Origin of the sequence: Streptomyces sp. NPDC088194 (assembly GCF_040702025.1) — a bacterium.
GTDB lineage: Bacteria > Actinomycetota > Actinomycetes > Streptomycetales > Streptomycetaceae > Actinacidiphila.
Genome location: NZ_JBFBIV010000020.1, coordinates 26478 through 37994, shown reverse-complemented (window position 1 = coordinate 37994; position 11517 = coordinate 26478). Strand labels below are relative to the sequence as shown.

Annotated in this window: 10 protein-coding genes; 3 read left to right on the top strand and 7 right to left on the bottom strand. The window is 72.6% G+C overall.

Features of this window, described 5'->3' with window-relative positions; all coding sequences use genetic code 11:
- Positions 1-63 precede the first annotated feature (63 nt).
- From AB0399_RS13555 to AB0399_RS13545, 3 genes are all read right to left on the bottom strand, one after another.
- Positions 64-903, bottom strand: a complete 840-nt coding sequence (locus AB0399_RS13555; RefSeq protein ID WP_366411379.1) for a helix-turn-helix transcriptional regulator — start codon at positions 901-903, stop codon at positions 64-66.
- A gap of 55 nt (positions 904-958) precedes the next feature.
- Positions 959-1735 carry an SDR family oxidoreductase gene (locus AB0399_RS13550; RefSeq protein WP_366411378.1) on the bottom strand — a complete coding sequence of 259 codons (777 nt, stop codon included), beginning with the start codon at positions 1733-1735 and terminating at the stop codon, positions 959-961.
- Between the two features lie 177 nt (positions 1736-1912).
- Positions 1913-2956, bottom strand: a complete 1044-nt coding sequence (locus AB0399_RS13545) for an alpha/beta fold hydrolase (protein ID WP_366411377.1) — start codon at positions 2954-2956, stop codon at positions 1913-1915.
- Between the two features lie 355 nt (positions 2957-3311).
- On the opposite strand from AB0399_RS13545, the gene AB0399_RS13540 reads away from it, so the two are divergent.
- A complete protein-coding gene (locus AB0399_RS13540) occupies positions 3312-4463 on the top strand; it encodes a helix-turn-helix domain-containing protein (protein WP_329369699.1) in 1152 nt (383 codons plus the stop codon).
- A 58-nt stretch (positions 4464-4521) separates the two neighbouring features.
- Here the strand turns inward: AB0399_RS13540 and efeB are convergent, their stop codons facing one another.
- The 3 genes from efeB to efeU all read right to left on the bottom strand — a co-directional run bounded on the left by efeB (position 4522) and on the right by efeU (position 8024).
- Positions 4522-5838, bottom strand: a complete 1317-nt coding sequence (gene efeB / locus AB0399_RS13535) for an iron uptake transporter deferrochelatase/peroxidase subunit (protein ID WP_328463722.1) — start codon at positions 5836-5838, stop codon at positions 4522-4524.
- Between the two features lie 3 nt (positions 5839-5841).
- A complete protein-coding gene (efeO, locus tag AB0399_RS13530) occupies positions 5842-7020 on the bottom strand; it encodes an iron uptake system protein EfeO (protein WP_329369703.1) in 1179 nt (392 codons plus the stop codon).
- Positions 7021-7175: 155 nt separating this feature from the next.
- Positions 7176-8024 carry an iron uptake transporter permease EfeU gene (gene efeU / locus AB0399_RS13525; RefSeq protein WP_328463717.1) on the bottom strand — a complete coding sequence of 283 codons (849 nt, stop codon included), beginning with the start codon at positions 8022-8024 and terminating at the stop codon, positions 7176-7178.
- Positions 8025-8381: 357 nt separating this feature from the next.
- On the opposite strand from efeU, the gene AB0399_RS13520 reads away from it, so the two are divergent.
- Positions 8382-9056: a hypothetical protein gene (locus AB0399_RS13520; RefSeq protein ID WP_366411376.1), complete on the top strand. Its 675-nt coding sequence runs from the start codon at positions 8382-8384 to the stop codon at positions 9054-9056.
- Positions 9057-9138: 82 nt separating this feature from the next.
- Here AB0399_RS13520 and AB0399_RS13515 read toward each other — a convergent pair whose 3' ends face one another.
- Positions 9139-10440, bottom strand: a complete 1302-nt coding sequence (locus tag AB0399_RS13515; protein ID WP_366411375.1) for an MFS transporter — start codon at positions 10438-10440, stop codon at positions 9139-9141.
- Between the two features lie 101 nt (positions 10441-10541).
- On the opposite strand from AB0399_RS13515, the gene AB0399_RS13510 reads away from it, so the two are divergent.
- A complete protein-coding gene (locus tag AB0399_RS13510; protein ID WP_366411374.1) occupies positions 10542-11513 on the top strand; it encodes a DUF6772 family protein in 972 nt (323 codons plus the stop codon).
- The last annotated feature ends 4 nt before the right edge of the window (positions 11514-11517 follow it).

Sequence of the window (11517 nt, the reverse complement as noted above, 5' to 3'; positions counted from 1 at the left end):
CGCCTCGACGCCTGGAACACGTTCCCTGCGCGGACCGGGTGCGGACCGGGGCAGCGGGGGCGTTCAGGTGCCGGGCCGCCGCGCGCCGAGGGACGACAGCAACTGGAGCTTGTCGTACGACTCGGAGCCCGGCGTGGCCGTGTACACCAGCAGCCGCTGCGACTGCTCCTCGTCGAGCAGGTTCTGGCAGTGCAGTTCGAGCAGGCCCACGTCCGGGTGGAGCATGCGCTTGATCTCGACCCTGCGCAGCCCCACCTCGTGGTCGCCCCAGATCCCGGCGAACTCCTCGCTCGACGCCAGCAGCGCGTCCACGAGTTCGCCGGCCGGCGAGTCCGGGCCGAGCGCGGTGTACCCCTCGCGCAGCCCGGCGGTGAAGAAGCGGCTGTGCCGCGGGTGGTCCGGCTCGGGGTAGGTCAGCCGGGCCACCGGGTCGGTGAACCAGCGGTAGACCATGAAGCGGTCCAGGCCGGAGTACCCGGTCTGGTCGCCGACCAGCGCCATCGACGGCTGCGTCTGGAGCAGCGTCTCCCCGAGCACCGACATCACCTGCGCCGGGGTGTCGGCCAGCCGGTCCACGATCCGCATCATGCCCGGGCTGACGTGGTCCGCGCGCAGGCTGCGGCGCGGGGTGCCGTGGCCGGCCATCCGGAAGAGGTGGTCGCGCTCGTCGAGCGACAGGTGCAGGCCGCGGGCGATCGCGGCGAGCATCTGCTCGGACGGCTGCGGGCCGCGGGCCTGCTCGATCCGGCCGTAGTAGTCCGCGGACATCCCGCACAGCGCGGCGACCTCCTCGCGCCGCAGCCCCCTAGTCCTGCGCCGCTGCCCGCGCGGCAGCCCCACGTCCTCGGGTTGCAGCGCCTCCCGCCGGGTGCGCAGGAAGTCCGCCAGTTGTTCTCGGTCCATGATCCCAGTCTCCCTCGCCCGCCCGGCCGCCGTTCCCCGCCGGCACGGTCCTCCGCTAGAGCAGGGTGCCGCCGGACGCCTCGACGCGCTGGCCGTTGATCCAGCCGGTGTGCTCCGACAGCAGCGACGCGACCACGCCGCCGATGTCGTCGGGCTCGCCGACCCGGCCGAGGGCGGTCTCCGCGCCGAGCTGCTCGCGCACCTGCGCGTTGTCCCGCAGGTAGCCGCCGCCGAAGTCGGTGGCGATCGGCCCGGGGGCCACGGTGTTCGCGGTGATGCCGCGTTCGCCCAGCTCCAGCGCCAGGTAGCGGGTGAAGACCTCCACCGCGCCCTTCATCGTGGCGTACGCCGACATGCCCGGGCGGCTGAAGCGGGTCAACCCGGAGGAGGTGTTGATGATCCGGCCGCCGTCGGCGATCAGCGGCGCGAGCGCCTGGGTGAGGAAGTACACGCCGCGCACGTGCACCGCGAACAGCGCGTCGAAGTCCTCGACGGTGGCCTGCGCGAAGGGCGCGGCGGCGGCCTGCCCGGCGTTGTTGACGAGGTAGTCGAAGTCCTCGCGCCGCCACCCCTCCTTCAGCGTCCGCCGCACCTCCGCCACGAAACCGGGGAAGTCCTCCAGCCGGCCGGTGTCCAGCGGCAGGGCCCGCGCGGTGCGGCCGAGCGCGGTGATCTCGTCGACGACGGCCTGCGCCTCGTCGGCGTGCGAGCGGTAGGTGATGATCGAGTCGACGCCTTCCGCGGCGAGCCGCAGCGCGGTGCTGCGGCCCAGCCCGCGGTTGGCGCCGGTGATCAGGGCGACGCGGTCGCGGGTCTCGGTCTGCTGGGTCATGGCGGTCTGCTCCTCGCGGGTGGGCGGCGGCCGTACCGTCCGTACGGCCTGCGGTCTCCGCCTTCGCTCACCAGCCTGCGCGCGTCCGCGCACCGGATGAAGGCCCGGCTCAACCAGGGACCCGCGATCCCTGGCTACGGCCCGCCACCCCGCCGGAGTCCCGCCCACCCGGGTCCGCTACGTCAGCGGCCCGGTGACCGGCAGGACCACCTCGCACGGCACCGGCCGCGGGTGCGCCGGGTCGAGCGCGTTGAGCACGTCGGTCAGCGCGATCGGGTCGTACGCGATCTCCAGGTGATCGCTGGCGTCCAGCCCGCACTGGTCCTGCACGGTGATGTTCGTGACGTTGGGCGCGGCGGGCAGCAGCGCGTTGGTGTACGGCGTGACCACCTCGTCACCGGTGGTGGTGATCACGGTGTACGTCACGCCGGGCACGGTCTCGCCGCCGCTGTTGAGCGAGGTGAGGAAGTCCGAGCCGACCTCCTGCTCGACGCAGGCCGCGCAGGCCGGGCCGACCACGAACTGGTTGGCCGGCTCCAGCAGGCCGAGCTGGCGGCCGAACTCGGTGAGGCCGTCCAGGGTGGTGCCGTTGTTGCTGGGGGACAGCGCGATCAGCTTGTCGGTCTTGGCGGCGCCGCCCAGGTTCTTCAGGTAGTAGCGCGGCATCATGCCGCCCTGGGAGTGCCCGACCAGATCGACCTTGGCCGCGCCGGTCGCCGCCAGCACCTGGTCGACGAACGCGGAGAGCTGCGCCGCGCCGTCCTCGGCCGGACCGGTGCCCTGGATCGCGGCGGACGCCGAGGAGCCGCCGTAGTCGAAGGCGAAGACGCAGTAGCCGTTGTTCGCCAGCAGCGGCGCGGCGCCGCCCCAGTTGTCGTTCATGTTCTCGAGGGTGCCGTGCACCAGCACCACGGGGTACGGGTGCGCGGCGCTCGGCGTGCACGACCAGTTGTTCGCGCCGGCCGGGGCCTTCGTCGGGCTGAAGAACCCGCCGACGAAGCCGGTGCTGAAGTGGTAGTTCACCGGGAGCCGGCCCGACGCGGCCGGTGCGGCGGCGTCCGTGCCGGCGGAAGGGGAAGCGGAGGAGGCGGCGGCAGAGGTGGCGGAGGCGGTGGAGGCGGAGGTGGTGGAGGCAGCGGCGAAGGTGCCCTGGGTGCCGGCCAGGGTCAGGCCGAGCGCGGCGGCGGCCGTCGCGCAGCCGCGCAGAAGGGTGCGTTTCATGTGGCGTTACCGTCCCTTGTTCGGGAATGCGAATTCCGGCAGTGCGGCGATCGGTGATGCTAGGAAGCGCCGTCGGGCCGGTCAACGGCCTCGGCCGGACGCCCGGAAAAGCGCGTGCGGAGATGCCAGGAAACCGTGCGCCCGCAATGCGGAACTGTCATCGGCGGCAGAAGAACAGCCGCCCCTGCCCCACCTGTTGACTCGCCGGTAACATCGCCGCATACTCCCCTGTGGGCCACCAGCACCGGCCGGACCGGCCGTGTCGGGCCGGGACGCACCGCATCGCAGCCCGGCCCGACGGAGGTCACCGGTGGACGGACCGTGGACGCGCTTTCCGCCGCGATTCGCCGTGGAGGTGCGAAAGGAGCGTTCCTCGCTCGCCGCCGAGATCATCAGCGAGATACGGCGCCAGGTGCCCGAATTCGCCCGGCCGCTCGCCGGGAATTTCGGTGCCGGAATCCAGCAGGGCGTGGAGAGCGCCCTCGCGGAATTCGCCGACCTGCTGGCCGCCGGCCGGGCCGAGGGCGCTTTCAGCGAGGACCGGCTGCGGGTGCACCGCGCCCTGGGCCGGGGCGAGTTGGCCGAGGGCCGCAGCCTCGACGCGCTCCAGGCCGCCTACCGGCTCGGCGGCCGGGTCGCCTGGCGCCGCTACGCCCGGGTGGCGCGCCGCTCCGGGCTCGGCGCGGACCTGATGGTCGTCCTCGCCGAGGCGATCTTCGCCTGCCTCGACGAACTCGCCTCCGCCGCGGTGCGCGGCTACACCGAGGCGAGGGCCGACGAGGCGGGCACCCTCGTCCGGCGCCGCCACCGGCTGCTGGACCTGCTGGTCGGCCCCGCGGCGCCCGACGCCGTACGGGAGGCGGCCGGCACCGCGGACTGGCCGCTGCCGGCTGCGGTGGCCTGCGTGGCGCTCGGGCCGCCGCCCGCGCCCGGCCCACCCGCCGCCCGTGCCCGGCTGCCCGATCTGGTGCTCGCCGACACCGACGGCGCGCAGCCGTTCCTCCTGGTGCCCGAGCCCGCGCTCTACCTGCGCGACGGGCAGGTCCAGCGGGTGCTGCACGAACGGACCGCGGTGATCGGGCCGACCGTGCCGGTCGCGCTGGCCGCGGACTCGCTGCGCTGGGCCCGGGCGATCCTGGCGTGCCTGCCCGAAGGGCAGCGCGGCGGGCTGGTCGACTGCGACCGCTGCCTGCCCGAGTTGATGCTGCTGGGCGACCCTGCGCTGGTCCGGCTGATCGCCGAACGGCGGCTGCGCCCGCTGGCGGCGCTCACCCCCAAACGCGGCGAACGGCTCGCCGAGACGCTGCTCGCCTGGCTCCAGACCAACCGGGGCAGCGCGCCCGACGTCGCCGCGCGGCTGGGCATCCACCCGCAGACCGCCCGCCGCCGGCTGCACCAGGTCCAGCATCTCTTCGGCCCCGCGCTCGCCGACGCCGACGCCCGCTTCGAACTCGAAGTCGCCCTGCGCGGCCGGGTGCTGGCCCACCGCCCGCTGCCCAGCCGCTGATCAGCCGTCGGCGGCAGGCCGCCTTCGACCGGCGTCGGGCCGACCAGGCCCCGGCCGGTCAGCCGAACAGCTGGGTGGACCAGTCCTGGCCGGCCGCGAGGCCGGGCGGGGTGACGAAGACGCCGCTGCCGATGTGCTGGATGTACTCGTTGAGCGCGTCGTGCTGGCCGAGGATGCGCTGGAGGGTGCTGAACTGGTCCGGGCTCTTCATGAACGCCACGAAGAACAGCCCGCCCAGCAGGTCGCCCGTCTCCGGGTCGATCCCGTCGGTGTACGAGTAGCCGCGCCGCAGGATGCGCAGCCCGTTGTTGTTCTCGTGGGCCGCCAGCCGGATGTGCGCGTCGGCCGGGATGACGTACTGCCCGCCGGACTTGGCGTGGAAGTCGGGGGTGTCGTACTCGGCCTTCCCGGTCAGCGGCGCCCCGCTGGACTTGAACCGACCGAACACGTCCTGCTGGTCGCCGAGCCGGTCCCGGTCCCACTGCTCCATCCGCATCTGGATCTTCCGGCTGACCAGGTACGACCCGCCGCGGGCCCAGCGCTGCGGCTCCTCGTCGCCGATCCACACGTGCTGACCCATCAGCGCCGCGTCGGTCGCGTCGATGTTGCGGGTGCCGTCCTTGAAGCCCAGCAGGTTGCGCGGGGTGGCCTGCTGCGGCGTGGTGGAGGAGGTGCGGCCGAAGCCGAGTTCCATCCAGCGCGGCGCCAGCGTGCCGAAGGCCAGCCGGCGCAGGTTGCGTATCGCGTGGAAGGCCACCTGCGGGTCGTCCGCGCACGCCTGCACGCACAGGTCGCCGCCGGAGTTCTCCGGGTCGAGGTTGTCCTTCGGCAGGTGCGGCAGCGTCTTGAGCGCGGAGGGGCGGCGCGCGGCCAGCCCGAAGCGGCCGTCGAAGAGCGAGGGGCCGTACCCGATGGTGATGGTGAGGTTGCCGGGCGCGAGGCCGACCGCCTCGCCGGTGTCGTCCGGCGGGGCGTTGAGGTCGCCGACGTCGCCGGGCACCGGCTTGCCGAGCGTCATGGCCTCCGCGGCGGCCGTCCACGTCTTCAGCAGCTCCGCCAGGTCGGCGCGGGTCACGCCCGGCGTCACGTCGAAGGTGGCGAAGCACAGCCGGTCCTGCGACGGGGTGGCGATCCCCGCCTGGTGGCCGGCCCGGAAGGCGACGATCTGGCTCTTGGCCGCGCCGCCGGAGCCGTTGCCGCCCGAGCCGGACGAGCCGCCCCGGGCCAGCACGGTGCCGCCCACGCCGACGGCGGCCCCGGCCACCGCCGCCCCGGCGCCGACCGCGCCCAGCAGCCGGCGCCTGCTCACGGCGGCCGCCGCCTCGGGCCGCCGCTCTTCGGGTTCGGGAGTGATGTCCGGGGTGCTGTCGGTCACTGGTCAGGCAATCTTTCCGGCGATCTTGGAGACGGACTCCGCGTAGGCGTCCACGGTCTGGGACAGGGTACGCCGCTGGGCGGCGGTGACCTTCCGGTAGTCCACGTAGCCGCTGTCCTCGTAGCCGGGCGTGGCGGCGTACTTCTTCAGGGCGGCCGCGGTGGCCTGGTAGCGCTGGGTGACCTCGGCGGCCAGCGCCGGGTCCTTCTTCTTCAGCGTCGGCATCAGCACGTCGACCGCCTCGTTGGCGCCGGCCAGGTTGCCGTCGAAGTCGAGCAGGTCGATGTGCGAGTACCGCTCCTCCTCGCCGGTGATCTTCGAGGACTGGATCTCGTTGACCAGGTCGGTGGCGCCGTTGGCGATCACCGCGGGCTGGTACTCGACCGTCGGCACCTGGTCGTTGAGGCTCTTGACGTCGGCGTTGAGCTGGTCGGCGAGCTTGCCCATGCCGGCCAGCGACTTCTGCTGCCAGATCGCCTGCTCGATGCGGTGGAAGCCGGTGAAGTCCGCCGGGGTGGCGGCGTCGTCGGCGCGGCCGTCGATCCGGCCGTCCAGGTCGCCCCAGATCTCCGCGGTGGGCTCGATCCGCTCGTAGTGCACGCGGGCCTTGCCGTAGAGGGTCTTCGCCTCGTCGAGCTTGCCGGCCTTGACCGCGGCGGTGAACGCGGCGGTGGTGGTGACGAGCTGCTTGACCTCGCCGTCGATCCAGGTGCCGTACTGCTGGGTGGCGGCGACCAGTTGCGGGTCGTCCTTCCAGGTCTTCTTGACGGCGCCGGTGACGGTGAACGCGGAGCGGTTGGTGCTCGCGCCGGGGCAGTAGACGGAGTACGTGCCCTTGTCGAGGTTGAGGGTGAAGTCGCCGGACAGGCCCGGGGTCAGGTTCTCCTTCTCCCCGAGCATCTTGCCGTGGTCCTGCAACTCCGCCTCGGTGACCTTCGCCGAGTTCTTGTTGGCGACGGTGAACTTCACGGTGCCGGCCGGTGCCTTGGCGGGGCTGGGCGCGCAGCCCTTGTCGGTGATGGTGATGGTGACCTTGGAGGTCTTCGCGCCGGCCGCTTTCGCGTCCGTGCCGGAGGAGCCCTTGTCTCCCTTGTCGCCGCCGCAGGCGGTGAGCAGCATGCCCGCGGCTATCACGGTCGCGGCGCAGGCCAGGACTCGGCGGTGGGTGGCAGCGGGGTTCACGAGGGCTCCTTGGTGAGGCCGCGCGGGGCACGGCGGAAGACGGTGGTGGTGCGGTGTGCACGGGGCGGCGCGAGGGCCGTAGGCCGGTTCCGGGGGCCGGCCGGCACGCGGGGGAGGGGCGGCCGGCCGGTACGAACCGGCCGGCGCGCGCGGGTTCAGCCGGCTTGCACGGGCTCGGCCGAGGGCTGCTTGGCGGCGGCCTTCTTGCGGCGGGCCGGCCACAGCACGACCGCGAGCATCGGGACCGTGTAGACCAGCCAGCCGATCACCATGGCCCAGCTCGGGAACGGCTGGATGCCGAGGACGCCGGTGACCACGGAGGAGGTCGGGGTGCCCGGGCGGACCAGCCAGGACAGGTCGAACGCCTGGTTGTTCCGGTCGATCCAACCGCCTTCGTACGCGGTCATGATCGCGGTGGAGACCAGGCCGGCGGCGACCAGGATCAGCACGATGCCGGTGATCCGGAAGAAGCGGGAGAGGTTGATCCGCACCCCGCCGCGGTAGATGCCGTAGCCGACCACCACGGCGACCAGGATGCCGAGCGTGGCGCCGGCGCCGCCGTACCAGGGGTTGTTGCTCTCGTTGAAGGTCGCGAGCAGGAACACCGACGTCTCGAACCCCTCGCGCAGCACCGCGAGGAAGGCCATCATCACCAGCGCCGACGCCGAACCCTCGGACAGCGCGCGGCCGGCCGCGCCCTCCAGGTCCTTGCGCAGGTCGCGGGAGTGCCGGCGCATCCACAGCACCATGTAGCTGACCATGACGACGGCGATCGCGCCGACCACCGTCTCCAACCGCTCCTGCTGGCGGGTCGGCAGGTCGCTGGAGAAGATCTGGAGCGCCACGGCGACCGCCACGCAGATCGCCACCGCGATGCCGACGCCGATCCACACCTTCTTCAGCGCGTCGCGCCTGCCCTGCTGGCCGAGGAAGGAGGCGATGATGCCCACGATGAGGGCCGCTTCGAGACCTTCGCGGAGTCCGATCACGAACGTGGGGAGCATAGGGGTCCTTGTCGGTGCCGGCGCGGGGCGGCCGGAGCTTGGCGGTAAGGGAGCTAAGGGGAGGCTGCCCTAGCTTAGGTCACCCTTATTAGTACGGACCCCGCCCGGTACGCGTCAAGCCCGCGGGTGCACGCAATCCGCGGCAAACCGGACCCGATGTGGGGCGGCTCACCCGACCTTGGCCACCTCTTTACGGTCGGCCGGCCCGGCCCTGGCGAAGGTGTCCTTCGCCGCCCTTGGGGACGTCCCGTTCCCGCCATCGGCGGTCGCCCGCCGCGGAGTTTCCGGGCAAACGCACGGCAAGCGGAAAGCGAGGGTTCCCTCTCGCCACACCCGTCCCCTAGTGTCCCTTCCGCCATGGACTACTGCTACGCGTGCCGACGCCATCTCAACGGCGCCTACTCGTGCCCGGGATGCGGTACCCCTGCCGACCGGCTCGCGCTGCCCGCGGTGGGCGAGACCGCCCAACTCCCGGCGGTCGGCGCGGACGGGGATGGTCCCGCCGACGACGCGGCCCACGGCGGCGGGCGGGCCGCGCGACGGCTCGCGGCCCGCGGGCAGGCGGCCCACCAGGCCAGGCGCGGCCGGCAGCGGGCCACGGTCTACGGGATCGGCGTGATCGCCGCGGTCGGCGCCGCGGCGATGCTCTCGGTGGCGGCGCTGTCCGGCGGGTCCAGCGGCGACGGGACCCCGCCGACCCCGCTCGACCACAACCCGCCCGCGCCCACCTCCGGCGACACCTCGCCGGACGGGTCCGGCGCCGGCCCCGACCACGCCGCGCCGAGCGGCGGCCCGCAGACCTCCTCGTCCGGGACCCCCACCACCTCGCCCACCGCGTCCGGTTCCGCGTCGCCCACCGCCACTCCCGGCGGCGGCACCCCGAGCACGCCGGCGTCCCCGGTGACCGGCTCGATCAGCCCCAAGCCGCCGTCCCGGAGCCCGTCCACCGCGCCGACCACCCCGCCGCCGCCCTCGTCCTCCCCTTCCCCGACCCAGACCCCGTGCAAGCAGGTGCTGTGGTGGTGCGGGTAACGGCCGGGTGAGGAGCGGCCGTTCACCGCACCCGGCCGACCCCGGACCGGAGGCGACGGCCGCCCGGCTCCGGAGCGCGGGCTCAGGCGACCAGTGCGGCGGGCGCGGTGTCGGCCGAGCGCCGGTCCTCCGGCAGGAAGGCGGTGCCGATGACGCCGAGCGCGCACAGCACCCCGCAGCAGACGCAGACCAGCCACGGCCGGCCGTCCCCCGCGGAGGTGAGGGCGGCGGCGACGAAGGGGATCGTGCCGCCGACGACGGCACCGGTGATCTCCCGGCTGAACGTCACCGCGGTGTAGCGGACGCGGACATCGAAGAGCCCTGACAGCATGGCCGCCTGGGAGGCGAGCGTCATGTCGCAGCACAGGGTGAAGATCATCACGAGCGCGGCCCAGACCACGACCGGCGTCCCGGTGTCGAGCATCGCGAAGAACGGGTAGAGCAGGATCGCGCCGGCCACCGATCCGATGATCATCACGCGGCGACCGCCGATCCGGTCGGCGAGCCGGCCCGCCGTCGGGATGGTGACGAACTTGATCATGTTGGCGATGATGATCCCGACGAGACCGATCCAGCCGGAGACGCCGACGGTCTTCGACAGGTAGGTCAGGGCGTAGACCGACGGCAGGTAGGTGAGCACGTTGGGCGCGATGCTCATGAGCATCGCGAACGGCACCCGGCGCCCGCTGAGCCGGAGCATCTCCGGGAACCGGCCGCGGACGACGCCCTTCGTCCGCACGGCCGCCGTGAACTCCGGGCTGTCCTCCACCTTGCGCCGGATGAGGTAGCCGGCCGCGGCGAGGACCACGCTGAGCAGGAACGGCACGCGCCAGCCCCACGCGAGGAACGCGTGCTCGGAGAGGGTCTGCTGGAAGAGGAAGAAGATCCCGGTCGCGATCACCGAACCGAAGGCGTTGCCGACGCTGGGTATCGAGGCGTGGAAGCCGCGGGAGCCCTTCTCGGCGTGCTCCGCCGACAGGAGCATGGCCCCGGCGTACTCCCCGCCGGCGCCGAGTCCCTGGAACACCCGCAGGACGACGAGGAGCGCCGGCGCGGCGACCCCGACCTGCCCGTAGGACGGCAGGCAGCCGATGAGGACCGAGGACGCCGCCATGAGCAGCAGCGTCACGAACAGCATCTGCCGGCGCCCGAACCGGTCGCCGAGCAGGCCGATGACGATGCCGCCGACCGGTCGGGCGAAGAAGCCCACCGCGAACGTCGCCAGCGACGCGAGGGTCCCGGCCGTCGCACCGTCGCCGGGGAAGAACACCTTGGGCAGCACGAGCGCCGCCGCCGTGCCGTAGAGGGAGAAGTCGTACCACTCAAGGGCGCTGCCGACCGCGGAAGCGAGGGTGGTACGCGTGAGCCGTCGAGTTCGCGCCATTGCTGAACCTTCCGTCAGTGGACATCGGCACCCTAACGACCGCATCCGCCAAGAATCAAGGTTCTTGTATTTTTTTCACGTTAGCAATAACGTTAACGACCATGACGACCTCAACGTCCACCCCGGACGGCGACCTCGGGTCCCAGTTGCGTGACGCCCTGCGCAGCACCGACCCGGCGCTGTCCCGGTTCAACCCCCTGCGCCGGATACTCGCCCACGACGACTTCAACTCCGGCCTGCACGGCTGGGTGGAGCTCGGCGGCAACTACAACGGGCGGGGCGACTACGACTCGCTCGACCGCCACTTCCGCGACTTCCGCCCGCCGCAGCTGTCCTCGTGCGACTTCTTCGACGTCGGCACCCACGGCGCGATGTCGGGCACCTACGCGCTCAAGCTCGCCACCCGCCCCCACCCCGGCCACACGGCGACGGCGATCCGCCGGCTGACGATGAGCGGTCGCGGCCTGCTCCAGATCGAGGCGTACCTCGCCTACAAGGCCGAGGCCACCGTCGGGCCCGATGCCGTCGACGGGTTCGGCGACATGGCGTGGGACGGCAACCAGCACCCGTCGGAGGCCCAGTTCGGCGCCTTCACCGTCGCGACGGACCTGTGCGGCGACGGCGGGCTGCGCTACCACACGGTGGCGCGCTACCAGAACGCCGACGCCGAGGGCCGGATGCGGCGGCAGTGGATGTACCCCGTCGTCCCCGAGCCGACCCCGCGGGAGCACTTCGAGGGCAAGGTCGACCACCCGTACACCGCCGACTTCACGGCGCCGAACCCGGAGGACTGGCGGCCCTACGGCGACCCGCAGGAACTGTGCATGAACGAGGTGCCGACCAAGGTCAACTGGCACTACCTGCGCTGGGTGATCGACACGGAGGCGCGCCGCAACGTCGAACTCCAGCTCAACGACCGGACCATGGACTGGTCGCACGTCCCCGTCCCGCCCTACGAGGAGCGCTACGGCTCGCTGGAGAACCTGCTCAACTTCTACTTCTCCGTGCGCACGCTCAGCGGGCAGCGCAACTTCCTCTACCTCGACTCCGTCGTGATCTCGGCAGATTGGTGACCAC

Coding starts and splice junctions, on each gene's coding strand:
- AB0399_RS13510 (WP_366411374.1), top strand. CDS start 10,542: ATGACGACCTCAACGTCCACCCCGGACGGCGACCTCGGGTCCCAGTTG.
- AB0399_RS13520 (WP_366411376.1), top strand. CDS start 8,382: ATGGACTACTGCTACGCGTGCCGACGCCATCTCAACGGCGCCTACTCG.
- AB0399_RS13550 (WP_366411378.1), bottom strand. CDS start 1,735: ATGACCCAGCAGACCGAGACCCGCGACCGCGTCGCCCTGATCACCGGC.
- AB0399_RS13515 (WP_366411375.1), bottom strand. CDS start 10,440: ATGGCGCGAACTCGACGGCTCACGCGTACCACCCTCGCTTCCGCGGTC.
- AB0399_RS13555 (WP_366411379.1), bottom strand. CDS start 903: ATGGACCGAGAACAACTGGCGGACTTCCTGCGCACCCGGCGGGAGGCG.
- AB0399_RS13545 (WP_366411377.1), bottom strand. CDS start 2,956: ATGAAACGCACCCTTCTGCGCGGCTGCGCGACGGCCGCCGCCGCGCTC.
- efeU (WP_328463717.1), bottom strand. CDS start 8,024: ATGCTCCCCACGTTCGTGATCGGACTCCGCGAAGGTCTCGAAGCGGCC.